At 72.6% G+C, this 26,947-nt stretch carries 21 protein-coding genes and 1 riboswitch; of the genes, 14 read left to right on the forward strand and 7 right to left on the reverse strand.

The window, feature by feature from the left end; translation table 11 throughout:
• Positions 1 to 71: 71 nt before the first annotated feature.
• The gene (locus tag ANAE109_RS20570; protein WP_041448563.1) at positions 72 to 1,487 is read right to left on the reverse strand and encodes a VWA domain-containing protein; all 1,416 of its coding nucleotides are present in this window, start codon (positions 1,485 to 1,487) and stop codon (positions 72 to 74) included.
• 150 nt (positions 1,488 to 1,637) lie between these two features.
• On the opposite strand from ANAE109_RS20570, the gene ANAE109_RS20575 reads away from it, so the two are divergent.
• From ANAE109_RS20575 to ANAE109_RS20590, 4 genes are all read left to right on the forward strand, one after another.
• On the forward strand, positions 1,638 to 2,264 hold the full coding sequence (locus tag ANAE109_RS20575) for a hypothetical protein (protein WP_012098829.1): 627 nt from the start codon (positions 1,638 to 1,640) through the stop codon (positions 2,262 to 2,264).
• A gap of 62 nt (positions 2,265 to 2,326) precedes the next feature.
• On the forward strand, positions 2,327 to 2,761 hold the full coding sequence (locus ANAE109_RS20580) for a YbjN domain-containing protein (protein ID WP_012098830.1): 435 nt from the start codon (positions 2,327 to 2,329) through the stop codon (positions 2,759 to 2,761).
• 3 nt (positions 2,762 to 2,764) lie between these two features.
• Complete coding sequence (locus ANAE109_RS20585) at positions 2,765 to 4,303, forward strand: WYL domain-containing protein (RefSeq protein WP_012098831.1); 1,539 nt, start codon at positions 2,765 to 2,767, stop codon at positions 4,301 to 4,303.
• Positions 4,300 to 5,271, forward strand: coding sequence for a YafY family protein (locus tag ANAE109_RS20590; RefSeq protein ID WP_012098832.1), 972 nt, complete (start codon positions 4,300 to 4,302; stop codon positions 5,269 to 5,271). The genes ANAE109_RS20585 and ANAE109_RS20590 overlap by 4 nt, the downstream gene beginning before the upstream one ends.
• A 69-nt stretch (positions 5,272 to 5,340) precedes the next feature.
• Here ANAE109_RS20590 and ANAE109_RS20595 read toward each other — a convergent pair whose 3' ends face one another.
• The 3 genes from ANAE109_RS20595 to ANAE109_RS20605 form a co-directional block, all read right to left on the reverse strand.
• On the reverse strand, positions 5,341 to 6,525 hold the full coding sequence (locus ANAE109_RS20595) for a cytochrome c (RefSeq protein WP_143828032.1): 1,185 nt from the start codon (positions 6,523 to 6,525) through the stop codon (positions 5,341 to 5,343).
• Between the two features lie 509 nt (positions 6,526 to 7,034).
• On the reverse strand, positions 7,035 to 8,699 hold the full coding sequence (locus ANAE109_RS20600; RefSeq protein ID WP_158305922.1) for an NERD domain-containing protein: 1,665 nt from the start codon (positions 8,697 to 8,699) through the stop codon (positions 7,035 to 7,037).
• Between the two features lie 12 nt (positions 8,700 to 8,711).
• Complete coding sequence (locus ANAE109_RS20605) at positions 8,712 to 9,650, reverse strand: hypothetical protein (RefSeq protein WP_041448566.1); 939 nt, start codon at positions 9,648 to 9,650, stop codon at positions 8,712 to 8,714.
• A gap of 177 nt (positions 9,651 to 9,827) precedes the next feature.
• Here ANAE109_RS20605 and ANAE109_RS20610 point away from each other — a divergent pair, with 177 nt between their 5' ends.
• The 10 genes from ANAE109_RS20610 (at position 9,828) to ANAE109_RS20655 (ending at position 23,007) form a co-directional block, all read left to right on the forward strand.
• Positions 9,828 to 10,301: a hypothetical protein gene (locus ANAE109_RS20610; RefSeq protein ID WP_143828033.1), complete on the forward strand. Its 474-nt coding sequence runs from the start codon at positions 9,828 to 9,830 to the stop codon at positions 10,299 to 10,301.
• 195 nt (positions 10,302 to 10,496) lie between these two features.
• A riboswitch (SAM riboswitch) is annotated at positions 10,497 to 10,588 on the forward strand.
• A gap of 500 nt (positions 10,589 to 11,088) precedes the next feature.
• Positions 11,089 to 11,427, forward strand: a complete 339-nt coding sequence (locus ANAE109_RS23770) for a hypothetical protein (RefSeq protein ID WP_012098836.1) — start codon at positions 11,089 to 11,091, stop codon at positions 11,425 to 11,427.
• Positions 11,403 to 11,783 carry a protein-tyrosine phosphatase family protein gene (locus ANAE109_RS20620; RefSeq protein WP_143828034.1) on the forward strand — a complete coding sequence of 127 codons (381 nt, stop codon included), beginning with the start codon at positions 11,403 to 11,405 and terminating at the stop codon, positions 11,781 to 11,783. The genes ANAE109_RS23770 and ANAE109_RS20620 overlap by 25 nt, the downstream gene beginning before the upstream one ends.
• 47 nt (positions 11,784 to 11,830) lie before the next feature.
• Positions 11,831 to 12,262, forward strand: coding sequence for a bifunctional (p)ppGpp synthetase/guanosine-3',5'-bis(diphosphate) 3'-pyrophosphohydrolase (locus tag ANAE109_RS20625; protein ID WP_012098838.1), 432 nt, complete (start codon positions 11,831 to 11,833; stop codon positions 12,260 to 12,262).
• Positions 12,263 to 12,342: 80 nt separating this feature from the next.
• A complete protein-coding gene (locus tag ANAE109_RS20630; RefSeq protein WP_012098839.1) occupies positions 12,343 to 12,834 on the forward strand; it encodes a hypothetical protein in 492 nt (163 codons plus the stop codon).
• Positions 12,831 to 13,373 (forward strand): HAD domain-containing protein, encoded by a 543-nt coding sequence (locus tag ANAE109_RS20635; protein ID WP_012098840.1) that lies wholly within the window; start codon positions 12,831 to 12,833, stop codon positions 13,371 to 13,373. Before ANAE109_RS20630 ends, ANAE109_RS20635 begins: the two co-directional genes overlap by 4 nt.
• Positions 13,374 to 13,572: 199 nt before the next feature.
• Positions 13,573 to 14,118 carry an SEC-C metal-binding domain-containing protein gene (locus tag ANAE109_RS25065; protein WP_012098841.1) on the forward strand — a complete coding sequence of 182 codons (546 nt, stop codon included), beginning with the start codon at positions 13,573 to 13,575 and terminating at the stop codon, positions 14,116 to 14,118.
• An 88-nt stretch (positions 14,119 to 14,206) separates the two neighbouring features.
• Positions 14,207 to 14,398, forward strand: coding sequence for a hypothetical protein (locus tag ANAE109_RS20645; RefSeq protein WP_041448570.1), 192 nt, complete (start codon positions 14,207 to 14,209; stop codon positions 14,396 to 14,398).
• A 171-nt stretch (positions 14,399 to 14,569) separates the two neighbouring features.
• The gene (locus ANAE109_RS20650; RefSeq protein ID WP_012098842.1) at positions 14,570 to 22,816 is read left to right on the forward strand and encodes a GH36-type glycosyl hydrolase domain-containing protein; all 8,247 of its coding nucleotides are present in this window, start codon (positions 14,570 to 14,572) and stop codon (positions 22,814 to 22,816) included.
• Positions 22,813 to 23,007 carry a hypothetical protein gene (locus ANAE109_RS20655; RefSeq protein WP_012098843.1) on the forward strand — a complete coding sequence of 65 codons (195 nt, stop codon included), beginning with the start codon at positions 22,813 to 22,815 and terminating at the stop codon, positions 23,005 to 23,007. The genes ANAE109_RS20650 and ANAE109_RS20655 overlap by 4 nt, the downstream gene beginning before the upstream one ends.
• A gap of 75 nt (positions 23,008 to 23,082) precedes the next feature.
• Here ANAE109_RS20655 and ANAE109_RS20660 read toward each other — a convergent pair whose 3' ends face one another.
• From ANAE109_RS20660 to ANAE109_RS20670, 3 genes are all read right to left on the reverse strand, one after another.
• A complete protein-coding gene (locus tag ANAE109_RS20660) occupies positions 23,083 to 24,033 on the reverse strand; it encodes a hypothetical protein (RefSeq protein WP_012098844.1) in 951 nt (316 codons plus the stop codon).
• A gap of 257 nt (positions 24,034 to 24,290) precedes the next feature.
• Positions 24,291 to 25,007 (reverse strand): PolC-type DNA polymerase III, encoded by a 717-nt coding sequence (locus ANAE109_RS20665; RefSeq protein ID WP_012098845.1) that lies wholly within the window; start codon positions 25,005 to 25,007, stop codon positions 24,291 to 24,293.
• An 11-nt stretch (positions 25,008 to 25,018) separates the two neighbouring features.
• On the reverse strand, positions 25,019 to 26,944 hold the full coding sequence (locus tag ANAE109_RS20670; RefSeq protein WP_012098846.1) for a DUF294 nucleotidyltransferase-like domain-containing protein: 1,926 nt from the start codon (positions 26,942 to 26,944) through the stop codon (positions 25,019 to 25,021).
• Positions 26,945 to 26,947 lie beyond the last annotated feature (3 nt).

Below are 26,947 nucleotides of genomic sequence, written 5' to 3' on the forward strand. Positions count from 1 at the left end.
ACCGGAGCCCGGCGCGCCGCCCCCCGCGACGCGCCGGGCTGCCAGTCCCCCCACCCGCCCCGCCCTGAAGCTCACCAGCGCTTCGACCGCTTTCGAGTGAGCCCTCTGCTCGACGTCCCCGGCGCACTGCGCCTCTGCGACTCGCGCTTGGCGCCGAACGAGTCCGCCATCCGCTCCTGCGCCGCGGTCGTCTTGCCCTGCCCCATCGAGCGCAGGTCGGCGAACGCCTCTTCCTGGTAGAGCGTTGTGACGTTGCGCGTCCCGCCCTTCCGGATGCTGGCGCGGTAGGCGCGGCTGCCTCGGAACGCGTCTGCGTCGGCGACGCGGTCCGCCACCTTCCTGGCCGCGCTCGCGACCGCGTCGTGGCCGCGCGAGGCCACCGCCTCCTGGAACAGCACCATCACCTGCCGGGCCTGCGCGAACTCGCCACGACTCGCCGCCTCCTCGGCCTCGATCTGCGCCCGGACGAGCTGCGCGATGGCGACCACCTCGTCCACGCTCGGGGTCGGAGCGGGCTGTGTGTCCGCCGGGGCGACGAACCGCACGCTCGCGTGAGTGGCGGAGCGCTCGCGCACCACCCGGCCTCCGTCGAACCGCTCGAACGCGACGTCCACGTCGGCCACGGCCACGGGAGCGTCGAGCGGGACGGGCCGGGGCCTGAGCCGCACGCCGAGCACCAGGTTCCGGACCTCGTCCGCGAGCAGGTCCGGAACGCGGAGCACGACGCTCCCGCCCTCCTCGCGCGCGTCGACGTCGCTCACCACGTCCGTGAGCTCCACGCCCTCCGCCGGCGTCACCCGCACCTCGATCGCCTGGGCGTACGTCGAGAGGAGGCCGCCCAGCTCGCGCGCGAAGGCGGTGAGCGCGTCCTCCGGTCCCTGCACGTAGGCGTAGTTCCCCTTCCCCTTCGTCGAGAGGTCGCGGAGCAGCTCCTGATCGGCGTCGTCGCCGTAGCCGAACGCCGACAGCGTCGCGCTGCCGAGGTTCTCGGCGAGGAGCCGCATGAGGCGCTCGTGCGACGTAGCCCGCCCCGCGTTCGCGAGCCCGTCGGTGAAGAGAATGACGCGGACGAGCATCCCATCGGGCAGCTTCGCCACCCTGGCGTGGTCGAGCCCGGCGAGCATGCCGCCGCCCAGGTTCGTGTTGGAGCGCGGCCCGAGCCGCCCGACGAGCGCCTTCAGCTCGTCCTTGCGCGCCTGGGTCATCTCGGCGGGCGGCGCGAGCGTCTCCACCTCGGTCGAGAACACCACCACACCGCAGAAGTCGCCCGGCGCGAGGTGGTCCACGAGCTTCATGAGCGACTGCTTCGCGAAGTGGAGCTTCTCGCCGGCCATGGACCCGGAGACGTCGAGGACCGGGATCACGCAGACCGGCGGACGGGGCGCCGCAGCGTCGAGGTGCGGCGCGGCGAGGGAGACGACGAGGTGGACGTCCTTCGCCTCGTCGAAGCGGACCTTCTCGTACGTGAGCTGGGCGGTGGTCTTCATGCCGGGCGACGTTAGGCGACGGACGGACACGCACGGTCCGTCGCCTCGGTTTGAATCCAAATCCCCGCTCGTGCTTCGACAAGCTCAGCACGAGCGGGACTCCAAGACGTGTCCGTCCCCCCACCAACATTTCGCCTGGGAGGACGACGAATGAGGACTTTTCCTGACCTGAGGATCCGGGACGCGGTGTGGGACAGCCAGCGCGCGGGACGGCTGCTCGACGATCAGCAGTGGGCGGACGCGCGGGAGGCGTTCACGGCGCTGCGGGCGCGGACGGCGAAGCTCGGCGTCCGCTCCGCCTACCTGGCCTGGGGGCTCGCGGTGGCGCTCGACAACCTGGGCGAGGCCGAGCTGGCGTTCGAGGCGGCCTGCGAGGCGGTGAAGGGGGATCCGATGAACCCGGCGTGCCAGCACTCGTTCGACGTCATCGCGAACCGGCTGCGGGCCGCCCTCGCCGACCCGGCGCGCACGCCCGACGACCCGTCCACGCCACGCCTCTACGCGCTGCTCCAGGACGCCGGCGAGGCCGACGTGCCGTCGCACCTCGCGATGGCCAGCCACCTCGCGCACGCCGGCAAGGCGGCGGAGGCGATGGCGCTCCTCGACGCGGTCACCCTGCTCTCGCCCGTGTCACGGGACGCGTGGCTGCACAAGGCATTCCTCGCGCGTGCCCTGGGTGACGCGACGCTCTCCGCGACGTGCGAGGCGCAGGCCGCGGCGATCGCGTCGTCGGGCGTGCCGTTCGCCATCCCCGCGCCGCGCGGCGCGCTTTGCTGAGCAGGGCTGCGGAGATGTCCGTCGCGCCCGGATGATCCCTCCGTCTCCAGCCGGGGGGAACGATGGCCAGGAAAGCGACGACGACGCCCGTTGCGAAGCGCTACTTCGACCTGCTCGCGGAGGAGGGCTATCGCCCGAAGATAGGCAGCAGCGAGAACAACCACTCGATCCTCCGGTTCAAGTCGGAGGGGACCGTGTTCCTCCTCTTCGTGGACGAGGACGACGAGTCCTTCTTCCACCTCGCGCTCACCTACGAGCTCGGGGACGGCGTCGCCGACATCGCAGGGGCGATGAGCCGCGCGAACGACCTCAACGCGGACTACAAGGCCGTGAAGACCACGGTCCATCCTGCCGAACGGAGCGTGCGCTTCCACGTGGAGGCGTTCCTCGACGCCTTCGCCACCCTGCCCGTCATCCAGCGCTCCATCGGCGCGCTCCGAGACGCCGCTCGGGCCTTCTTCGAGCCGGCACGCCCCGCAGACCGGCTGGACGCCTGACCCGTGGGGCGCCTCGACCCCCGCAGGCTGCGCGCGCTGCACGCCCTCGCGCGGGCGGCGACGACCTCCCGCGCCGTGCGGGTCCGGTACGTGGACACGGACCGCTCCGTGGTGGAGCGGACCCTCGACGTCCTCGCGCTCGCCTACGAGCCGCCGAGGTGGCTCGTAGCGACCTGGTCGCGGAGGCGGCAGTCGCTGCGGCTGCTCGATCTCGTGCGCATCCGGCGCGTGGAGCCGACGCGGCGGCGCGCGGGACCGCCGCCCGCCGGGTTCGACGCCCTGGACTTCTCCATCCGGCACCTGCTCGATCCGGACGGCGCTATCCCGCGGCGCGTCGAGCTCCGGATCGGCGAGCGGCTCGCCCGGCTCGCTCCGGCCCTCCTGCCGACCGCCGACCTGCGGCGTGGCTCGAACGGCTCCTGGCGCTGCCGCGTCCTCGCCTCGCGCCCGGAGGTCGTGTCGGCCATCGCGGCCTCACTGCGGGCTGAGATACACTCGGCGACGCCCATGCCGACCGCCCGTCGCAAAGCCAAGTCGAGCACCGAGGCGCGCCTCCTCGGCCTCGCCTCCTGGATCCTCTCGCAGCCAGGACCCGTCAGCGCCGCCCAGATCTACGAGAGGTTCGCGGACGACTATGGCGACCCGGAGTCCGCCGCCGCCGAGAAGAAGTTCACGCGCGACAAGGACGCGCTCCGGGAGCTCGGGTTCAACCTCGAGATGGAGGAGCTGAGCGCTGAGCAGGGCCAGGTGGGCTACTCCATCGACGCGCACTCGTCCGCGCTCCCGCAGCTCGACCTCACGCCCGAGGAGGCCGCGGTGGTGTGGACCGCCGGCGTCGGCGCCCTCCGCTTCTCGGACCACCCGCTCCGCGACGAGCTGGAGAGCGCGGTCCGCAAGCTCGTGGTCGGCGCTCGCGGCCTGCCGCCGCGCGCGTCCGCCACCGAGGACCTCGTCGTCCACGGCGAGCCCGTGAAGCAGCAGACGCTCGACAGGCTCGTGGACGCCTGGGAGCGGCGGAAGCGGATCGCCCTCTCCTACTGGCGGCCCTCCACGGGCGAGGTCGTCGAGCGCGAGGTGGACGTCTACGGCTGGGCGCGCCGCCGCGGCGAGTGGATCTTCGTGGGCTGGTGCCACATGCGGAAGGGCGTCCGCATCTTCTACCTGTCCCGGGTGCGCGCGCTCACGGTGAACACCCGCGGCGGGAAGGGCGGCGACTACGCCATCCCGCGGGACTTCGACGTCCGGCGCTGGTCGCGGCAGGAGATCTGGGACTACGACGTGCACGCGCCCACGGAGGCGACGGTCCGCTTCCGGGGCTCGCTGGCTCGCATCGCGCGCCAGCTCCTCCCCTCCGCGAAGGTCTCCACCGCGGAGGACGGCGCGCGGATCGCCCGGCTCGAGGTCCGGAACCTCCGCGGGCTCGTGCGGCAGGCCCTCGCGTGGGGACCCGAGGCCGAGCTCGTCTCGCCGGAGGAAGGACGCGCCATGGCCCGGGAGATCCTCGGCGGCCTCGGCGCTGCGACCGAGCGGAGGGCGTCGTGACCCGCCCGTACGACCTGCGCCGCATCCGGCGGCTGCTCCTCCTGCTCCCCGCCGCGGCCAGGGCGTCGCGCAGCGGCAAGGGCCTGCCCCTCGCGCGCGCGGTGGAGCTGACCGGCGCGCGCAGCGAGAAGGAGGTCGTCGCCGACGTCGAGGCGCTCTCCGAGCTCTGGGCCTCCCCCGAGGAGGCCGAGGACGTCATCGCCGTGCACGTCGAGGACGGCGAGGTCCACGTCACGTATGCGAACGGCTTCGGCAGGCCCACGGCCTTCTCCCTCGCCGAGGGCGCGGTCCTGCTCGCAGCGCTCACGCCCTTCGAGCAGGACGGCGGGCGTCCGGTGAAGGAGGCCGCGCGCAAGCTCCGCAAGGCGATCCCCGAGGTCCTGCGCACCGAGGCGGACCGGCTCGTCGCCGGCCTCGATCTGCAGCTCGAGACCCCCGGCCCCTGGGCCGGGGCGCTCCGCGAGGCGATCGACAAGCGGGTCGAGACCACGATCGAGTACCGCTCCGTCGGCGACGGCACGGCCGCGAAGCGCGTCGTGGAGCCGCGGCTCGTCTTCCACCGCGAGGGCCACTGGTACCTCGCCGCCTGGAACGTGGCGAAGCGCGAGGAGCACCTCTTCCGCCTCGACCGCATCGTCTCCGTCGAGCTCGGCACGCGCATCTTCGGCGAGCACCAGGGTCCGCCGCTGGCGCGGTACGGGAAGAGCCTCTACTTCCAGTCGGGAGCCGAACGCGACGTCAGCGTCCGGTATCGCGATACCGCCGCGCGGCTCGCCCGCGAGCGGCACGGCGCCCGCGCGCGGGCGAACGACGACGGCAGCGTCACCGTCACGACGAAGCTGACCCCGGGGAACTTCCTGCTCGGGATCGTGCTCGGGTATGGCGGCGAGGCCACGATCGAGGCCCCCGAGGACGTCGTGGCCCAGCTGCGCGAGCGCGTCGAGGCGCTGCAGCGGTTGTACGGGTGACCCGGCTCAAATGGGCGATCCGGGCCGCTCGTGGAGCGACCCGGACCGCCTCGCGGAGCAGCGCGCCGATTACGGACCGATCACGCTGACGATCGCCTGCAGCTGCTCATCCGTCAGGCCGAACGTCATGTTGCCGTCCTTGATCATCTGGACGGTCATGCCCCTGCCCTTCAGGTTGCTCGTCTCGAGCGGCCCGTGGCAGCTCGCGCAGGACTGGCCGTACAGCGCGGCCCCGTCGATCGGGGGCGTGTACGTGCAGGCCTGCTGGACGATGGGTGTGCCGCCGGTGCAGCCGTCCGGCGACGAGGTGAGCACGGAGCGCGTCTGCGTTCCGTCCGGCTGGCAGGCGCTCCAGTCCGAGTAGGTGAAGGAGGTGCACTCGACGGCGGGCGGCGTGTACGTGCAGGCCTGCGAGAGCACCGGGCTACCGCCGGTGCAGCCCTCGGGCGAGGACGTCAGCACCGTGCGCGTCTGCGTCCCGTCGGACTGGCAGGCGCTCCAGTCCGAGTAGGTGAAGCTCGTGCAGGTCACCGGGGGAGTGTAGGTGCACGGCTGCGAGAGCTCGGGGCTACCGCCCGTGCAGCCCTCGGGCGAGGACGTCAGCACGGTGCGCGTCTGCGTCCCGTCGGGCTGGCACGCGTCCCAGTCCGAGTAGGTGAAGCTCGAGCACGTCACCGGGGGCTCGCCGTACGTGCACGACTGCGTGAGGACGGGCGTACCCGTGCAGCCCTCCGGGCTGGAGGAGATCACCGTCCGCGTCTGCGTCCCGTCCGGCTGGCAGGCGCTCCAGTCCGAGTAGGTGTACGTGCACGCCGTCGGAGGGGTCACGCCCGCCGGAAGGTTCTCCGGGTGGAACACGCCGGCGGCGAGGTCCGTGAGCGGTGCCGAGAAGATCAGCCCGCCCGTCTCGCGGTTGGTGACCGTCACGTTCCCTTCGCGGTCGCGGGTGATCTTGACGACGCCGAGCAGCGGCACGACGCCGGTGCTCCCCTCGCTCGCCACGGGCTTCGGGACCCGGTAGTTCTCGAACAGCGGGGCGAGCGCCGGGACCGTGCGCAGCTCGTTGAGGACGTCCATGAACGTCTTCACCGCCTGCTCGGGCGCGACCCCGGGTGACAGCTCCCTCGCGGCCGCGCGGACGGCCGCGGTGGCCTGCGCGTCGGCGGCGGGCGGGGAGCTGCCGTCGCCGCATCCACTGGTCGTCAACCCGGCGACGAGCGCGCCGACGGCGAGCGAGTTGAGAATCCGGTTCATCTGCATTGCGTCTCCGATCTTGGCGGCGCGGCCTCCACTGCGGAGCCCGCGCCGCGCCGTGAAAGGGGGCGCCGCGCGCGCCGCGTCCGGATGAGAACGCGGCGCGCGCGGCGTGGGGACGTGTACTGAGCCTCGCCTCCTGACCACTTCGCGCCGGGGCGGATCCCCGGGGGCGTGCGATCGGACGGGTCACGTCAGCACCAGGCGTGCCCGCGGCGAGCGGACCGATCATCGGGCGCTTACGCGCGCAGTGAGCCCACGCGGGCTGCCTGATTTTCGATGTGCGATATCGCGAATCCGAGGCCCGCGGGACCCACCCGTGGTGCAGGGCCTCGCGGTGCTGACGGGGCGATCATGATTCGCGAGAGGACGCCGAGTACGAGCCTTCCACCTCGGTCAGCCCAGACACAGACCTCGTGGGCAGTCGAGGTGCACGCGGAGCGTGCGCGTGCCTTCACCCTCATCGGCCAGCCCCGCAGGATTCGCGCCGGCCGCCGTCTCGTTCGTGTTCACCTCAGCCCCGGCCAGCGCCCTTCTCCCGGGTGAGGCGCCACGATCCGCGCCGCAACGAGCGCTCGGGTGAGCGCGATGTGCATCCGCGTCCCGAACTGCTTCACGGTCGGGTCCACGTCCGCGACCACGATGGCGGGCCGCTCGAGCCCCTTCCAGCGCAGGAAGGTGTCCGCGACGAGGTGGCTCTCCATCTCCGGATCGTCCGCGTGCACGAACGCGTGTCGCCCGATTCGCTCGCGCTGGTGGATGGCGTCCGAGGCGGTCTGGCCGCGCAACGACACCACCCCGATGTCGGCGAGCGTCAGCCCCTGCGAGAGCAGGCGATCGATCTCCTCCCCCACGCGGTCGGCCGTCTTCGCGGCGTCGGCGCACTCGACGAGCGCGAGCGTGCGGTCCCGTACGGCCGCCGCGATCGCCTTCTCGTCCCCCTTCTCGCCGGCGTAGAGCCCAGCGAGCGCGCCGACACCCGCCGGGCAGCGCTGGCCGCGGGTCAGCCGGAACGTCGTCGTGAACAGGTCCGGGAGCGGCTCGCGATCGGGCCAGAAGCCCTGGCCGGGATCGTAGAAGGCCCACAGGCGCGCGCCCTCGGCGAGCCCGCGGATTAGGTACCAGGCCTCGAAGGTGAGGTCCTGGCCCTCGTCGACCACGACCGCGTCCCAGCGCGGCTCGCAGAGGTCCGCCGCGCGCTCGTAGGTGGCCTGCCAGTAAGCGTTCGCGGTGAGGTCCCCCTGCCGGTTCGGCCCGTCCGCGGCATCGGCGATGGACTTCGCGAACCCGCTCACCGTCTGGACTTCGACGCCGCTGCCGGCGAGGCGGGCCTCGAGCCACTTGCGCAGCGGCTGCGTGAAGCACAGTAGGAGCACGCGCTTCCCCTCCGCAGCGTGACGGCGCGCCGCCTCCACGGCGAGCAGCGTCTTTCCGGAGCCGGCTCCGCCGCGGACGAGGACGCGGTCGTTCTCGAAGAGCCCCTCGAGCGCGACGAGCTGGGCGTCGTCGAGCGCGAACTGCCGGTCGCCCAGGGAACGAAGTCGAGTGCCGAGCGAGAGCGCCGGAACCCACGTCTCGCCCCACATCTGATGAAGCCGGTCCATCCAGCCGCCTCTGGCCGGCTGCGGCTCGGGCAACGCGCGATCGACGACACCCGGGAACGCCTCCGCAAGCCAGCGCAGCTGCATTCGTCCGAGAACGACGCCGCGCAGCGCGTCCTCCTGCGGCTGCTCGTCGAAGTCCGTGTCCGGCAGAACCAGCGCGGCGCCGAACGCAGGCGGCTCGCATTTCCAGTCTTCGAGGCGCCGCTCGAGCTTGTGAACGAACCCGTGCGCTTGATCGAGGGGAGTCGTGTCGAACGGGATCCCGTTCGTGAACCAGCGCCCGTCGCGCTGCTCGACGCGCCCGCCCTTCACCTCCAGGACGAGCAAACCCCGTTGCGGGTGAGCGAGGACGAAGTCCCCCTCCCCCAGGTAGTTCTTGCCGTCGCGGATACGGAGCGAGTGCCAGGCGGTCCAGCCGGCGGGCATCCCATTCTTCAACGCCTTCCAGACGGTTCGCTCTGCTTTGGACTTCGCGGGGCGGGGCGCTTCGGCGGGATTGATGCGCGGCGGGGGCACGGAGACAGGTTGCCAGAAGAGCGGATCGAGTGAAACGGGCCAGCCGACCGACACGCTCGCTTGACGTCAGGTCCCGTTGCTCTCGCCCCACTCGTACCCGAGCGACGTCACGTGGTCGATGACCTGCTCGACGGTCGCCTCGGCCGGCAGCGCGCCGTAGTGCTTGCGCGCGGCGGCGAACGTCTCGGCGCCGGGTTCGTCGACCGAATAGAAGACGAGCTCGTCGAGCTGCCCCAGCTCCGCAGCCACGAGCTGCAGCAGCGCCATCAGCTCGCGGTTCCCGCCGTAGGCTCCACCGCCCCAGAACCCGGTATGGACGACGGTGCGCGGCCGGGAACGGTGTGAATGCGCGGCTCGGTCGGTCTCCAGCACCGCGGCGCGGAATCCCGAGAACGCGGTCGAGAGGATGAGCGCGACCTCGTCGCGATCGTAGGTGCCCGATCCGTACGCCGGCGCCTCGATCGCGATGATGTTGCTGATCGTGGGCGGCTCGATGCGCGACAGCGCAGCGAGGACTTCCTCTTCGAGCGCCCGAGCGAACTGGTTGCCGTACAGCCCGTTGGGGCGTCCCGGCCCGGGCCGCGTGTCCAGCTCTCCGCGCCGTTCGACTCCGCTCACGAGGACCGGCGTTGGCCGCCCGTCCTCGACGCAAAGGATCGAGAAGCCCTCCGCGCTGGCCGCTTCGGGCAGCGATCCGAGCGCGGGGTGCTCCAGGACCTGCAGCTCGTCCTGCGCGAGCAATGGTCCCGCGTACGCGCCGAAGCAGTCGCTCATCGCGAAGTTCACGTGCCAGTGCGTCGCACCCACCGGCGCCGGTTCGCCGTAGACGAAGAACCCGCTGCGCTCCGTCAGCGCCGGACGGGTCGGCGGTCGGACGCGCGGAAGCGCCGCCTCGGCCCATCGGGTGGCGGACAACGTTCCACGAGGGGCCTCTCCGTCCAGGAGCAACCGCGCGAACACGGCGCGCTTGTTCGCGTCCGAGAACCGCGGCGGGTGCTCTCGCATCAAGCGGCCAGCCTCATACTCGTGGCGCTCGAGAAGCTTGGGATCCATTCCGTCAGCTTAGGGCGGGGTCGGACAGCAGCCGACCTTCGACGATCGTCCGTTCGCCCTTCGACTACGCGGGCCGCTCCGCGGCCGCTACGCTCGGGGCGAACGGTCGAGAGAAGCTCGCCGAGACCGATGGGGGTCGGCCCTGTCCGTCCCGCGGGTATTCTTGTGGCCATGGCAGCGGGCAAGGCATTCCTCCTCCTCGCCGTGATCACCGCCGCAGCGCTCCCGGTCATCGCTCATGCCGAGCTCGACGTGCGGGTCGGCGGCCGACAGTGGGCCACCGTGGAGGACGATGGCACGGTTCGCGTGAACGGCCTCGGCGTCGGGCGCATCGAGCCGGACGGAACGGTGCGACGCGACGGGAGGAGCGTAGGAGAGGTCGAGCCCGACGGGACGATCCGCGCGTCCGGGAGAGTCGTCGGTCGGGTGGAGCGAGACGGCACCGTGCGTCGGGGAGGCCGTGCAATCGGCGCCATCGAGGACGGTGGAACGCTGCGACGCGACGGCCGTGCGTGGGGAAGCATCCGCAACTGCTGCGGCGACCCGGCGTCGAAGCGGACGATCGCGGCCCTCCTGGCGTTCTTTGCGGACGACTGGTTCTGAGGCACCCCAGGGTGCCGAGACGTGTCGGGCGTCGAAGACTCGGCATTCCGAGTCTTCGCTCGAATCGTCCGTCCCTCTCGGGAGGGACGGGCGCTTTCGTCGCTACGTGAAGACGTCCCCGATTGGACGCGATTGACCCGATTGTTGACTTATGGTGGCCAATGATGTATCTACGGGTCTCCGATGTTCGGCCCGATTCCATCAAGACGAGGCGAGGGCGGCGGCCCGATGACCCTCGGCCAGCTCCCGGCATCCCGGGGATGTGGCAATGCCGCCTGCGATGGAGGACCCATGACCCACGAGAAGACGACGTAATCGGCCCTCGGGCGTGATCGTCGCTGCGCCCCGCGGGCGCAGGCGATGACGCACCGTCCGTCCTGGTCACCCGGGCCTCTTCGCCCGGCCGGCCATGTCCGTGCGCTGCGTAGGATGATCCTGCCGGCGCCCACGTCCTCGTCAAGCCATCCGACCGCTGCAAAGCAGCGGGACGGGATCCGTTCGTCCCGATGAAGGAGATATTGCGCAATGACCTGCTATCCGCTCGGCGTCGCCTCGCACCTCGCCATCGCCTGCGATTGCATTCGCCGGGGCGACCTCGACGGCGCCCAGGCTGCGCTCGCGCGCGCCACCTCGCTCGTTCGCGACGAGCGCCCCGCGCATGCGCGGCCGGCTCCGCACACGCGGCCGGCCCCTCACGCGGCGCCGGCGCCGCGGCCCTGAACGGACCCGGCCCGGGATCGCCCGAGTCCGGAACCACGACGCACCGAAACCACAAGGAGGAACCGACATGACGCCGAGGAAGACGACGGACCGACTGCTGGGAGAGATGCGGCGCGCCTACGACCTCGTGGAGCAGCGGCGCGCCGACGAGGCGGTGAACGTGTACCGCGAGATCGTCGCGGAGGCCCGCAAGGTGGGGCTCGACTCCGCCCACCTCCACTGGGCGTTCGCCGTGGCCTGCGACTACTCGGGAGAGTCCCCTCCTCCGCGCTCGGGTTCCCGGGCCGACTCGGCCTCACGCGCGCGCCCGGCCGCTGGTCGGCGGGACGCACCCCGGACTCCGACCTGCGGCTGCGCGAGGACGTGGAGGCGATCGCGCGCGTGCACGGTGCGAAGATGCTCGTGACCTTGCTCGAGCGGTTCGAGATCGCGGAGCTCGGCGATCTCGACGGCGAGGCGCGGCAGGCGCGGCTCAGGTGGATCCACTATCCGATCGCGGACAGGTGGGCCCCAACGGATCTGGCCTCGGCGCGCCGGCTCGTGGTGAGCATCCTGAACGCGCTCGAGCGAGGGCAGGACTTGGTCGTGCACTGCTGGGGTGGCGTCGGGCGTGCCGGGACCATCGCGGCGGCGTGCTTCGTCGCGCGCGGCACGCCTCCCGCAGACGCCATCGCCATCGTGCGCGCGGCCCGCGGTCGCGCGATCGAGACCGCCGCGCAGGAGCGCTTCGTCCGGGAGTTCGGAAGCCACGTCCACGCCTGACCTCGTTTCCTCGAATTCAGCTTCACCCACACACAGGAGAGACTCCCATGCACACCCCCACCGTCGCCGATGCCGTCGCGCTCGCGGCCGAGAAGCACCGGGACGCCATCGACAAGGGCGGCGCTCCCTACATCCTCCACCCGCTACGCGTGATGCTCGCGATGAGCACCGACGAGGCGCGCCGCGTCGCCGTGCTCCATGACGTGCTCGAGGACACGGACATCACGCCGGACGAGCTGCGACGGCGCGGGTACCCGGAGCGCGAGGTGACCGCGATCTCCGCGCTCACGAAGCGGCCCGGAGAGGACTACGCGGCGTTCATCGAGCGCGTTCGCCTCGATCCCCTCGCCACCACAGTGAAGCGCGCCGATCTCCTCGACAACATGGACGTTCGCAGGCTCGCGGCGTTTGGACAAGCCGAAGCGGAGCGGATGGCGCGGTACCTGGCTGCGTGGAAGCGGCTTTCGGGCGGGGTGTAGGCCGCTCCGGGCGACCGCGAGCCGGGCTCGAGCCGATGCCGAGCACTCGAGCGTGTCCGTGCTGCCACTAGCCTCGGCGCATGAACGACGAGAGTGCTGCCGCAGGGTTCGTGGGCTTCTTTGACGAACAAGACTTCGACCCCGACCAGCCGGAGGAAGCGCGGCCGTTCGAGCTCACCGACCTCGCGGTGCTCCCGGCAGGGCTGGCGCCAGCCGCCCTCGATGCGATCGCCCGGTGGGGCGCACGCAACGGAGTCGCGCTCGACGCCCCGTCCTTCGTCCCGACGCGCGCCGCCGTCCGGACGTGGAACGGGTACTCGATGGGCGAGCCGGTCATCGGGTTACTCACCTGGCGCGGTGTGGGCGAGGTGCGGATGAACGGCGTCCCCGGCCTGCTCGTGGCCGAGGTGACCGTCACGGACGATGCGCCCATCGACGCGACGCTCGCCGATGCCCGCGTCGACCTCTACTTCGTCGCGTTCGCGACGGCGTTCGATGCCGAGCGCGTCGCGATCGTGCGCACGCCGGGGTTTCCGTTCCCGCTCATTGGGGCGGTGGAGGGCACCCGGTGAAGGTCGTGTTCCTCGACATCGATGGCGTCCTGAACAGCGACGCGTGGTTCGCGCGCTCGCCGCCGCGCGACTGGGGGCTCGATCACCTGGACCCGGAGGCGGTCGCCCGCGTGGACTGGCTGGCCTCGGACCCGGCGGCGCGGATCGTCATCTCGTCGACGTGGCGGCTCGTCTACCCGCTCGACGAGATCCGGGCGATGCTCGCCGCGAGGGGACTCCGTGCGCCCATCGTCGACCGCACGCCGGAGATCCCGGCAGAGTTCGCCGAGGGCCGCATCCGGGCCCAGGAGATCGGGAACTGGCTCCACGCGCAGGGGCTCCGTGAGCGAAGGGGCGAGGGCGGCGTCGAGTCGTTCGTGATCCTGGACGACCTCGAGGGCTTCGGCGATCTGGAGCGGTACTGCGTCCGGACGCAGTTCGCAACCGGGCTCCTCGACGAGCATGTGGTTCGCGCGACCGCGCTGCTCGTGCAGGGCGCCCGCACTGCCGCGGGCGCGTGCTCGTCGGGACGTCTTCGTCCCGCATATGCTTCAGAGTAGACCTGCTCCCTTCGGACCTGGCTCACGTCGCTCCCTCGTCTCCTTCTCTTTTCGGCGGCACGCACCTTGCTCATGCACTCCTCGTCCGCGTCGTTCCGCGTCCAAGGCCGGAACGGCGGCGGGCACGCCGTCGGATCGGCGGACCCCGCGTCCGCAGGTTGGACGGCGGCGGAAGGCTCTCCTCTTCGCCGGAGATCGCATGTCGACACCTTCGAAGCCGTCACTGGACGCCCTCCTCGCCTCCTTCCACGCAGCGCGAAAACTCCCGGAGCGCATCAAGATCGCCATGGCGCTCGTTCGAACGGGGGCTCGCGACGATCGGATCCTCGCGGCCCTCGTTCGCGTGTTCGGCGAGCTTCCCGTCGGTGGCTCCGCGCTGCTCGCGACGTACGGCGACGTCCGGGCCATCCCGGACCTCGTTCGCGCGCTCGAGTCGGACGACCTGCTCGCGAAGGCCGACTGTGCCATCTGCGCGGCAGAGCAGCTGAGCGCGATTGCGCACGCCATCGAACGCCTCGGGGGAACGCTCACCGATGGACAGCGCGCGCGCCTCGACCGGATCGACCGCGAGGCAGCTCGACTATGGCAGCCCGGCCCCGACGCGTTCCCCCCCGAGACGTCCGCGAGGCGGCCCGCGAGGCGCGAGCCGCGTCCGGGCCGAAACGTTCCGTGCCCCTGCGGCAGCGGCAAGAAGTACAAGCGGTGCTGCGCCCTCGATGCGGATGCCGCTGGTCAGCTTCACTGAGGTCGGCCGCGCGATCCTTCACACGCCCCTCCGTTCCCGTGCCCTTCGGGTGCCCGCGCGCTACACGTCCACTCAGGAGCGTGACCCCATGGGATTCGCAGACGCCTTCAAGAAGCAACCGCAGCCTCACGTGGACACGCCCGCTCAGGCGAAGGCGAGAGCCGACGCAGCCGCCGAGGTGAAGTCCAAGGCGGACGCCAAGTCCGCCAGGGCCGAGGCCGCCCGGGCCGCGAAGAAGGCCGAGCACGCCGCGCCCGCGGCGTCGCCGGCGAAGAAGTGACCGACGCTCTCTAGCGAGCAGCCACACGGCGAGCGAGGGCGGCGCTGAGCGCCGCCTGCCGCGCTGCCGTGAAGACTGCCGGGCATGCAGCCCTGCCCGGCGTTAGATCGAGAGAGCGACCCAGCCAACGCATCTGCCCGATGACGCGCTGACCGCCGATCGGGAGCATGCGTGTTTCTGGCAAAGATCTTCGATTCCCCGCGGTTCGGCGGCCGCGACGGCGCCGCCGAGAAGCCGCTCCGCGACGAGCTCTTGAGCATCGAGCGGCTCGAGGAGCGCGCCCGCGCGCTCGCCGCGCGGTTCACCGTGGACCCGAGCTCGCGGCGCGTCGCGCGCAGCGTGTTCCCGCGGTTCGACGACAACGCGCGCGTCCTGCGCGGCGCCTACCGCTGCCTCGCCGACGACGTCCACCGCGGCGAGTTCGTCACGCCCGCCGGCGAGTGGCTGCTCGACAACTACCACCTGGTCGCCTCGGAGATCCTCCAGGTGCGCCGGAACCTCCCGCGCGGCTACTACCGCGAGCTTCCGAAGCTCGCGTCGAGAGAGCGAGCCGGAGACGCCCGCGTCTACGCCCTCGCCGTGGAGCTCATCCGCCACAGCGACAGCCGCCTCGACCGCCCGCAGCTCGCCCGGTTCCTCGAGAGCTTCCAGTCGGTCGCGCCCCTGGCGATCGGCGAGCTGTGGGCCTGGCCGAGCATGCTGAAGCTGGCGCTCGTCGAGAACCTCCGGCGCCTCGCCGACGAGCTGCTGGCCGCGCGCGCGGCTCGACGTGCCGCCGACTCCGACGTGGCGCGGTTCGACGCCGGCGGACGCGGAGAGGTCCCGCCGCTGCCACGCGAGCCCCACGCCGCCCACGTCGTCCAGCTGCTGCTGCGCGTCCGCGAGTACGGGCCCCGGCTGACGGCCGTCCGCAGGGCGCTCGAGGATCACCTCGCCCGCGACGGGATGACGCCCGAAGAGGCCATCCGCAGCGAGCACCAGCGCGAGGCCGTCGCACAGGTCTCGGTCGCGAACGTCATCACCAGCCTGCGGCTCTGCGCGCAGCTCGACTGGAGCGAGTACGTCGAGTCGGTGAGCCTCGTCGAGCGGGTGCTCCTGCGCGATCCGGCCGGCGTCCACGCGCGGATGGACTTCGCGAGCCGCGATCGGTACCGGCAGGCCGTCGAGGAGCTGGCGGATCCCGACGGCGCGGCCCAGGTGCGCGTGGCGCTGCGGGCCGTCGAGAGCGCGCGCGAGGTGTCCGAGAGCGAAGGGGCCTCGGCGCGCGCCGCCCACGTGGGGCACCACCTCATCGGCGGGGGCCGGCTCGGCCTCGAGGTCGACGTGGCCTTCCGGCCTGGGCTCGCGAAGCGACTCCGGCGCGGCGCCTTCGCGCACGCGACGGGCGTGTACCTCGGGACCATCGCGATCCTCACCGCCGCGCTCGCCGTCGCCGGCGTCCTGTACGCGCGTCACGCGCTCGCCTCGCCGGCGGCGCAGCTCGCGCTGGCCGCGCTCCTCTTGCTGCCCGCGAGCCAGGTCGCCATCGCGGTCGCGCAGCGCCTCGCCGCTCGCGCCGTACCGCCGCGGCGATTGCCGCGCATCGACCTCGCGTCGGGCCTCCCCGAGGACGCGCGGACCCTCGTGGTGGTGCCGACGCTGCTCACGAGCGTACCGGGCGTGGAGCGGCTCCTCGAGCACGTCGAGGTCCTCGCGCTCGCCAACCTCGACCCTCGCATCCACTTCGCGATCCTCGGCGACTTCGCCGACGCCGCCGCCCGGGAGATGCCGGACGATGCCGCCATCCTCGAGGCCGCGAAGGCGGGGGTCGAGGCGCTCAACGGGCGCCACGGCGACGGCCGGGGTGACCGGTTCCTCCTGCTCCACCGCGGACGCCAGTGGAACGAGGGCCAGGGCACGTGGATGGGGTGGGAGCGCAAGCGAGGAAAGCTCGAGGAGCTGAACCGGCTGCTGCGCGGCGCCGCCGACACGAGCTACGACGTCCAGGTAGGCGACCTCTCGATCCTCACGGGCGTCCGCTACTGCATCACCCTCGACGCCGACACCCGGTTGCCGCGCGACGCCGCGAGGAAGCTCGTCGGCATCATCTCCCACCCGCTCAATCGCCCGCACTTCGACCCGCGGCAAGGCCGGATCACCGACGGCTACGCGATCCTGCAGCCACGCGTCAGCGTCACCACGTCGAGCGCCGCCGGCTCGCGCTTCGCGCGCCTCTTCGCCGGGCTCACCGGGATCGACCCCTACACGACGGCCGTCTCGGACACCTACCAGGACCTCTTCGCGGAGGGGATCTTCACCGGCAAGGGGCTGTACGACGTGGACGCGTTCACGGCCGCCCTCGACGGGCGAGTGCCCGACAACGCGCTCCTGTCCCACGATCTCTTCGAAGGCGTGCACGCGCGCACCGCCCTCGTCACCGACGTGGAGCTCGTGGACGACTACCCCTCGAGCGTCCTCGCGCACGCGCGGCGTCAGCACCGCTGGACGCGCGGCGACTGGCAGATCCTCGCCTGGCTGTTCCCGTTCGTCCCGACGCGCGCCGGGCTGCGCAGGAACCGGCTGCCGGTCATCGCGCGCTGGAAGATCTTCGACAACCTGCGCCGCAGCGTGCTCGCGCCGGCCACGATCGTCCTGCTGGTCTGCGCCTGGACGGTATTGCCGGGCAGCGCGCTGGTCTGGACCGCCGCCGTCCTCGCCGGCATGGCGCTCCCGCTCTACCCGCTCCTCCTCGCGGCGCTCTCGGGCCCTCCGCCGCGGCAGCCGTGGCGCGCCCACCTGCGCGAGCTCGCCGACGACGCGCAGACCGCGCTCGCGCAGCTCGCGCTCCAGCTCACGTTCCTCGCGAACGACGCGGCCCAGATGGCCCACGCGATCGCCGTCACGCTCTCCCGCCTCGTCTCCCGGCGCGGCCTGCTCGAGTGGGAGACCGCGGCGGCGAGCGCCGCGCGCCACGACGACCTCGCGCGCGGGGCCGGCGCGCGCCCCTTCCTGAGCGCGATGGCGGCGAGCCCGGCGATCGCGGTCGGAGCGCTCGTCCTCGTCGTGGTCGCGGGTCGCCCGTGGGCGCTCCTCGCCGCGGCGCCGCTGCTCGCGCTGTGGCTGCTCGCGCCGCTCGTCGCCCACCGGCTGAGCCAGCCGGCCACGCGGGAGCGCCCCGCGCTCGGCGAGGCGGATCGCCGCCTCCTCCTCGAGGTGGCTCGCCGGACCTGGCGCTACTTCGAGACGTTCATGGGCCCGGAGGATCACGGGCTGCCGCCCGACAACTTCCAGGAGCTGCCCGACGCGAGGGTGGCGCACCGGACCTCGCCGACCAACATCGGCATGGGCCTCCTCTCCACCCTCGCCGCGCACGACCTCGGCTTCATCCAGACGCCGGAGCTCGCGGCACGCGTCGAGCGGACGCTCACGACCATCGAGGGGCTCGAGCGCGTCGAGGGGCACCTCCTCAACTGGTACGACACGCGGAGCCTCGCTCCGCTCGCGCCGCGCTACGTCTCCACGGTCGACAGCGGCAACCTCGCCGGCGCGCTCATGGTGCTCGCCGAGGGGCTGCGCGAGTGCGGCCTCGAGCCCCTGGCGCGCCGGGCCGCCGCGTTCGCCGACGGGATGAGCTTCCGCTTCCTGTACGACCCGAAGCGACGGCTGCTCGCGATCGGCCACCGCAGCGCGGACGCCGAGGGGCCCGGGCGGCTCGACCCCGCCCACTACGACCTCCTCGCCTCGGAGGCCCGGCTCGCCAGCTTCGTCGCGATCGCCAAGGGCGACCTCCCGGAGGAGCACTGGTTCCACCTGGGCCGCAGCGCCACCAGCGTGCACGGCGTCCCGACGCTCCTCTCGTGGAGCGCCAGCATGTTCGAGTACCTGATGCCGCTCCTCGTCATGAGGAGCTATCCGGGCACGCTCCTCGACGACGCGTGCCGGATGGCGGTGCGGCGGCAGCGCGACTACGGCGCGCAGCGCGGCGTGCCGTGGGGGATCTCGGAGTCCGCCTACCTCGCGGTCGATCGCCACGACAACTACCAGTACAAGGCGTTCGGGGTGCCGGGCCTGGGCCTGAAGCGCGGGCTCGCGAGCGAGCTCGTGGTGGCGCCCTACGCGACCGCGCTCGCCGCGCTCGTCGATCCGGTGGCGGCCGCGGGGAACCTCCGGCTGCTCTCCTCCGAGGGGCTCGACGGCGCGTACGGACCGTACGACGCCATCGACTACACGCGCCGCCGCGCCGAGGAGCCCGGCGATCCGGTCGAGGCGCCCCCCGCGCCGGCGGGCACGGTCGTGCGGACGTACCTCGCCCATCACCAGGGGATGACGCTCGCCGCCATCGCCAACGTGCTCGGCGGCAATCGCATGGTGGAGCGCTTCCACGCCGATCCCCGCGTCCAGGCGACGGAGCTCCTGCTCCAGGAGCGCGCCCCTCGTCACGCGCCGCTCATGCGGCCGCGACCGGAGGACGAGGCGCGGGTCACCGCGCAGGTGCCCGCGATCGCGGTTCGCCGCTTCCGCTCGCCCCACACCGAGTTCCCGCACGCGCAGTTCCTGTCGAACGGCGGCTACACCGCGGTCGTGACGAACGCCGGCGGAGGCTGGAGCCTCTGCCGGGGGCGCGCGGTCACGCGGACGCGCCAGGACCCGACGCGCGACCCGGGCAGCCAGTTCCTCTACCTGCGGGACGTGCGGAGCGGCTCGGTCTGGTCGGCCACCCACCACCCGACCGGAAGGGACGCGGAGGACGAGGTCGTCACGTTCACCGCCGAGAAGGCCACGTTCCAGCGGCGCCTCGACGGCGTCGCCAGCCAGCTCGACGTCGCGGTGTCGCCCGAGGACGACATCGAGGTGCGGCGGCTGACCCTGACGAACCAGGGTGATCGCGAGCGCGAGCTCGAGGTCACGAGCTACGCGGAGATCGTCCTCGCCCCTCCGCAGGACGACCTCGCCCACCCCGCGTTCGGCAAGCTCTTCGTCGAGACCGAGTACGTCGCCGAGAGCACCGCGCTGCTGTGCCGGCGCCGCCCGCGCGGCCCCGACGACGCGGCGATCTGGGCCGTCCACGTCCTCAGCCAGGAGGGCCGGACCCAGGGGCCGGTCGAGTTCGAGACCGACCGCAGCCGCTTCCTCGGGCGCGGCCGCGGCCCGGAAGCTCCCCAGGCGCTCGACGGCCGCCCGCTCACCGGGACGACCGGCGTCCTGCTCGACCCCGTCGTGAGCCTGCGGCAGCGGCTGCGGCTCGCGCCCGGCGCGGTGGCGCGCCTCTCCTTCGCGACCGGCGTCGCGACGAGCCGCGAGATGGCGCTCGCGCTCGCCCAGCGCTACCGCGACCCCAGCGCGACGTCGCGCACCTTCGCGATGGCGTTCGCGCACGCCCACAGCGCGCAGCGCCACCTCGGCGTCTCCGGCGAGGACGCGCTGCTCTTCGAGCGCCTCGCCTCGCGCGTGCTGTACGCCGACGCGTCGCTCCGCGCGGGGGCCGACGACCTCGCCCGCAACGTGCTCGGGCAGGAGGGGCTGTGGGGCCACGGCATCTCCGGCGACCTCCCGATCCTGCTGGTGCGGGTGGTGCGCGCGGATGGCCTCGGCCTCGTGCGCCAGGTCCTCCAGGCCCAGGAGTACTGGCGCCTGAAGGGGCTCAGCGCCGACGTCGTGATCCTGAACGAGCACCCGGTCAGCTACCTCGACGAGATGAACGCGCAGCTCACCGGGCTCCTCGACGACGGGCCCTGGGCCGCCTGGAAGCACCGGCCGGGCGGCGCCTACCTGCTGCGGGGCGATCGCATGCCCGGGCCGGAGCGCGCCCTCCTCGCGGCGGTCGCGCGCGCCGTCGTCTCGGACGACGGCGGATCGCTGGCGCAGCAGCTCGACCGCGCCTCGCATCGCCCCACTCCGCCCGAGGGGGTCGCCCTCACTCCTCGGCCCGGCGCGGTGAGGCCGCAGTCCGCCGAGCCCACGGTCCCCCCCCTCACGCTCGCGAACGGCGTGGGCGGCTTCAGCGGGCGGGAGTACGTGATCGTCCTGGAGGGAGCCGAGGAGACGCCAAGGCCCTGGGCCAACGTCATCGCGAGCCCGCGCCTCGGCACGATCGTCACCGCCTCCGGCTCCGCCTTCACCTGGTCGGAGAACAGCCGCGAGAACCGGCTCACGCCGTTCGCGAACGACCCGGTCTCGGATCCGACCGGCGAGGCGATCTTCGTCCGCGACGACGAGACCGGGTGGTCGTGGTCGCCGACGCCGGGGCCGCTCCCCCGGACCAAGGCGAGCGGCCGGTTCGTGATCCGCCACGCGGCCGGGGTCACGCGCTTCGAGCGCGCGACGAGCGGGATCCGCCACGCGCTCGAGGTCTTCGTCGACGCGACCGATCCGGTGAAGCTGTCGCTCCTGACGCTCACGAACGAGAGCGGCGCGGCGCGGCGCCTCTCCGTCTTCGCGTACGGCGAGTGGGTGCTCGGACCGCCGCAGGCGGGTCAGCACCTCCACGTCGTCACCGCCCAGGACCCCGAGACCGGGGCGATCCTCGCCACGAACGCGTTCAACCACGAGTTCGCGGGCCGCGTGGCCTTCGCGTGCTCGAGCGAGCGGCCGCGCTCGACCACCGGCTCCCGCGCCTCCTTCCTGGGGCGCAACGGCTCGCTGGCGCACCCGGCGGCGCTCGACCGCGAGGCCCTCTCCGGCGAGTTCGGCGCGGGGCTCGATCCGTGCGCTGCGATGCACGTCGCGGTCGCGCTCGCGCCGGGCGAGACGCGGCGGCTCGCGTTCCTCGTCGGCGAGGGGCGGGACGTCGCGCACGCCCGCGAGCTGGTTCGCCGGCACGGCCGCGTCGAGGCCGCCGAGGCCGCGCTCGAGGGGGTGCGACGCTCGTGGGACGAGACCCTCGGCGCGGTGCAGGTCCGCACCCCCGACGACTCGTTCGACCAGCTCATGAACGGCTGGCTCCTCTATCAGGACCTGAGCTGCCGCGTGTGGGCGCGCTCCGGCTTCTACCAGCCGGGCGGCGCGTTCGGCTTCCGCGACCAGCTGCAGGACGTCCTCGCGCTCCTGCCGGCGCGCCCCGAGCTCGTCCGCGAGCACCTGCTGCGGGCCGCGGCCCGCCAGTTCCTGGAGGGGGACGTCCAGCACTGGTGGCACGAGCCGAGCGGCCGCGGGACGCGGACGCACTGCTCGGACGATCTGCTCTGGCTGCCGTACGCGGTGACGCACTACCTCCGCGCGACCGGCGACGCGGCGGTCCTCGACGAGCTGGTGCCGTTCCTCGACGCGCCGGTGCTCGGACCGGACGCGCTCGACTCCTACACGCAGCCGCGGATCTCGGACGAGCGGGCGTCGCTCTACGAGCACTGCGTCCGCGCCATCGAGCGGGCCTCGACCGCCGGCGCCCACGGCCTGCCGCTCATGGGCAGCGGGGACTGGAACGACGGCATGAACCTCGTCGGGCGGGCCGGACGCGGCGAGAGCACCTGGCTCGGCTTCTTCCTGCACGCCGTGCTCGCCGGCTTCGCGCCGCTCTGCGCCGCGCGCGGAGACGCGGCGCGCGCCGAGCGTTACCGGGGCCAGGCCGGTCGGCTCGCGTCCGCGCTCGAGCTGACGTGGGACGGCGAGTGGTACCGGCGCGGCTATTACGACGACGGCACGCCCCTCGGATCGGCGCAGAACGACGAGTGCAAGATCGACTCGATCGCGCAGTCATGGGCGGTCCTCTCCGGCGCCGTCCCGTCGCGGTTCGCCGAGCGATCGATGGACGCGGTCCGCACGCACCTCATCCGGCGCGCGGCCCGGGTCATCCTCCTGCTCGACCCGCCCTTCGATCGGTCCGCGCAGTCTCCCGGGTACATCAAGGGCTATCCGCCCGGCGTGCGGGAGAACGGCGGCCAGTACACCCACGCGGCGGCGTGGCTCGTCATGGCGCTGGCGCAGCTCGGGAGCGGCGACGAGGCGGCCGAGCTCTTCCACATGCTGAACCCGATCAACCACACGCGGACGGGCTCGGACGTCCTCCGCTACGAGGGCGAGCCCTACGTCGTCGCCGGCGACGTCACCTCGCACCCCGAGCACGCGGGCCGCGCCGGGTGGACCTGGTACACCGGGTCGGCGGGCTGGATGTACCGCGCCGGGCTCGAGAGCATCCTCGGGCTGCGGCGCCACGGCGCCACCTTCGAGCTGGATCCCTGCATCGCGGCGTCGTGGCCCGGGTACGAGATCAGCTGGCGCGTCGGCCGGACCCGCTACGAGATCTCGCTCACGAACCCCGAGCGCCGCTGCCGCGGGATCGCGTCGGCGGAGCTCGACGGCGTCCCGGTCGATCCGCGCGCCATTCCGCTCGTCGACGACGGCGCGGTGCACGCGCTGCGGCTCGTCCTCGGGCGGGTCCGTCACGATGCGGCCTCGCGTCCCGGCGATGCCTCGCGCGCTGGGGAACGACTGGAGACGCGATGAACGTGAGGAGAGGCCGGGGCGCGGTTCACCACCTCGTCGACACGACCCGGCGGCTGCTCTGCGGCCACCGCGAGCCGTTCGACTGGCCCGCGGGCCAGACGAGCGCCGCGGTCACCTGCCCCGCCTGCGTCCGGATGCTGGAGGACGACCTGCGGCGTGACGGCCCGACCGCTTACGACTCCGAGGACTGACGCGTGTCCTCGAAACGCAAGCGGGGAGCCCGGCACCCGGGCTCCCCGCTGCGTGAAGCTCTCGGTAGCGGCGCGTCAGTGCCCGCGACCGTGACCCCGCCCGTCGTTCTCGTGCCGGCGGCCGTCGTCGTGCCCTCGGCCATCGTCGTGTCGCCGGCCGTCGTCCCGCCGCCCGCCGTTGTCGTGGCGCCGGCCGTCGTCGCGCCCCCGGCCGTCATCGCGCCCCCGGCCGTCATCGCGCCCCCGGCCGTCATCGCGCCCCCGGCCGTCATCGTGGCGCCGGCCGTCGTCGTGGCGCCGCACGTCGTCGTGCTGTCCAGGGCGGTTCCCGCGACGGTTCTCCTGCGGCGGCGGCGCGGACCACCGCTGGTGGTCACGCCCTCGCGGCGACGGCTGGGCCCGCGAGTGGCCCCGGTCCGGGCTGCCGTGCGGCTCGAAGCGCGCCCGCGTCACGTCCTCGCGCGGCCGGTAGCGGTACTGCTCGGACCGGATCGCGTGCTGGCGCTCGGGGGCGCGAGGATAGCGGTCCCCCGCATAGCCGCGCTGGTAGGCAGGCAACGGTGCGCGTCGCGGGCCGGCGTGGCGGTCCCACCGATCCCACCCGCGGTGACGGTGTTCCCAGTCGCGGCCCCAGCGATGTCCCCAGCGTGGCGGCGCGTCGGCGCGCCAGCCGCGGAAGTACGGGGGAGGCTGCCGGTAGTACCGCACCGGAACGCGCAGCACGTAGAGCGGGACGTAATCGGGCTCCACCACGTGCCACGGCCCGTCGTACCAGCTGCTCACGTACCAGGCGTCGCCCTGGTACACCCAGTAGGCGCCGTCGTAGAAGAAGTAATTCCAGCTCGCCCGAGGGTCGTAATAAACGGGATAGCCCGGCACCGGGACGAGCTCCGGATAGGCCGGCACGTTGATGCCGATCTGGATGCTGGGGACCGCGACCGCGATCCCGACGCCGACGCTGACTTGAGCCTGAGCCGAGGTCAGCGACCCGAGCAGCAGCGACGACGCAACGAGCAGGTAGCGCATTCTGTCCTCCGGGGTTTCGACGAGCTGCCAGCGCGCCGTATTCTCTCCGCGCAGCCTCAGCAGCTTTCGAGCCAGCGAGCCCGCCCAGAAAGATCGCGCACTTGGAAGCCCGCGCCTGCCGGGCGTGTGCCCCGGGGCAACAGGAGTCGAGGTGGGTGCAGACCTTCCGGGTCGGCACGGCGGCGTTGTCCCACCTCTGACGGCGTCCCACCTCTGACGGCGCAGGTCGTGACCGCCCGCGCTCTCCAGCGCGCCGCCTAATACACCCCCGCCTCCCGGTACAGCGCGCGGAACTGCACGGCACCGGACGCCTCGAAGTCCCCGAGCAGCTTCAGGAACACCATGCCGGTGGTGAGCGCGTCGTAGAACGCGTGGTGCGCCGGATAGCGCGGCAGGCCCATCTCGATGACGATGTCCTCGAGGTTCGCGTCGGCGGCGGCCTGGCCCGCCGGCGAGGTCCGCCGGCGCCACCAGGCGTACAGCAGCCGCGTGTCGAGCGCGGGGTTCTTGAGCGACCGCTCCTTGCGCGACGCGAGCGCCGCGTTCAGGAAGCTCAGATCGACGGACGTGAAGTGGCCGATCACGACGCTGTCGCCGATGAAGGCGAGGAGCCGCTCGAGGGCGTCGCCGAGCGGCAAGCCGCGGCTGACCTCGTCCGGCCCGAGGCCGTGGATGAGGATCACCTCCTTCGGCGAGACCGCCTCGGTCGGCTTGAACACCTGGTAGAAGCGCTCGGCCATCACGATCCGGCCGTTGCGGATCCGGACCGCGCCGATCGAGAGGATCTCGTCCCGCGCCGGGTCGAGCCCGGTCATCTCGCAGTCGAGCACGGTGAAGGTCATCGTCCGGATCGGCTGCGTCCACTCCTCGGAGCCGAGCGTCCTCCGGCGCGCGTAGCGGACCTCCGCGGCCGCGCCGGTGGCCTTTCGCCGGACGAGCCGGAGGAGCGAGGCGATGCCGGTGGCTCGGACCATTGCGCTCCCCTTCACGACTGGCGCAGGAACTTCCTGCGCGCGCTCGCCTGCACACGCCCGATGAGGCCGAAGGCCTCCTCGAGGAACCGCTGCTCGAGCGTGGAGATCTCCTGCGTGCTGATGAGGTTGTCCGCGGGCACGCCGCCCTCGCCGAGCGCCGCGACCTGCCGGGCGAGCCGCAGCTGCATCAGGAACGAGTACGCGTGCTTCAGGTCGAGGCAGACGCGCGCGTCCACCTCGCCCTGCTGCGAGAGCTTCCGCAGCCGCTCGAGCGTGCTCGTCGCGCCGATCCCGTGCCACAGCCCCTGGAGCCGCGTCAGCTCGCAGATACGGGCGATGGGCTGCTTGATGTCGAACACGTTCTCGCGGCTCCCGCGCGTCTCCACCGAGATCCGGCCGAAGAGCCCGACGGGCAGCTCCTTGTCCACCACCGCCTGGGCGAGGAGGTTGAAGAACATCCCGGGCCGGGACGCGAGGAGCTGGGTCACGTGGCCGCGGAGCTCCGCGGCGAGCGCGACGTCGCCGTGGACCTCCCGGAAGTCGAAGAAGATGCTCGAGTTGAGCACCGCCTCGGGCACCGGGACCCGCACCCACCTCCGGAAGTACTCCTTCCAGACCGACAGCGGCTGGCACCACTCGCCGTTGCTCGCCATCACGTCGCCGTCGCAGTACTCGACCCCGACCTCCTTCAGCCACGTGCACACGCGCTCGCCGAGCCGGGGGAAGTACTCCGCCGCCGCCGCCTCGCGTCCGGGGACGTCGGCGAACACGATCGCGTTGTCCTGATCGGTCACGAGCGTCTGCTCTCGCCGCCCCTCGCTCCCGAGCGTCAGGAACACGAACGGCACGGGGGGAGGTCCCATCTCGGCGAGCGCCATGTCGAGCACGCGCCTGAGGGTGGCGTCGGACACCGCGCTGATGAGCCAGGTGAGGCTGTCCACGCGCGCTCCCTCGAGCATGAGCGCGCGGACGAGGCGGGGCAGGCGCGCGCGCTTCTCCGCGAGGTCCTTGCGGAGCCGCGTCTGCGCGATGTCCCGGAGGTACTCGAGCGGCGAGCTGCCGTGCGCGACGAGCAGGTCGTCGTCCGCGAGCAGCCCGACGATCTCGCCGCGGTCACCGGCGACCGCGAGCGAGCGGACCCCGGACCGCACCATCACCTCCATCGCCTCCGCGAGCGCCAGGCCGGCCGGCATCGGCTCGCCGGCGGGCGTCATCACCTCCGACACGGGCCGCGCCGCGTCCAGGCCGTTCGCGAGCGCCCGCTCGACGAGGTCCCGCTCGCTCACGACGCCCACGAGCGCGCCCCCCGCGTCGCGCACGAGGAGCGTGTGGCAGCGCCGGACGGTCATGCGGTGCGCGACGTCCCGCACCGACTCCTCGCGCGTGCACCAGGCCACCTCCCGATCGCAGATCTCCCCGACCGTGCGGCTGAAGCCGACGGAGTCCGGGTCGGGCGAGGTGAGGAGCCACTTCTGGCGCAGGCGCGCGCCCACGCGCTCGAGCATGCGCGGGCCCAGGCTCTCGGCGAAGAAGTCGTGGAACTCGCGGTGCCTCGCGCAGGCCTCGAGGAAGAGCGGCCCGGGCACGGCGTAGAGGAACGTGTCCTCCAGCGCGCGCACCGTGAAGAGGGCGATCCCGCCGTTCGTCAGGACGCACGCGCCGCCGTAGGTCTGGCCCAGCCCCACGGCGCGCAGCTGCGCCGTCTGGGCGGCGGCGTCGTCGAGGAGCTCGAGCGAGCCCTTCATGACCACGTAGACGTCCGCGACGGCCGACTGCCCCTGGGCGAAGAGCGTGCTCCCCCTCGGGTGGTACTCGATGGAGAGCGCGTCGCTGATGCGCTCGAGGTCCGGGTCCGGCAGGAAGTCGAACGGCGTGACCGAGCGCAGGAACTGGAACGCCGGGCTTCCCGTCACGAAGTGGAGGAGGCGATCGAGCATCGG

The organism is Anaeromyxobacter sp. Fw109-5, assembly GCF_000017505.1.
In the GTDB taxonomy this organism is placed as follows: domain Bacteria; phylum Myxococcota; class Myxococcia; order Myxococcales; family Anaeromyxobacteraceae; genus Anaeromyxobacter.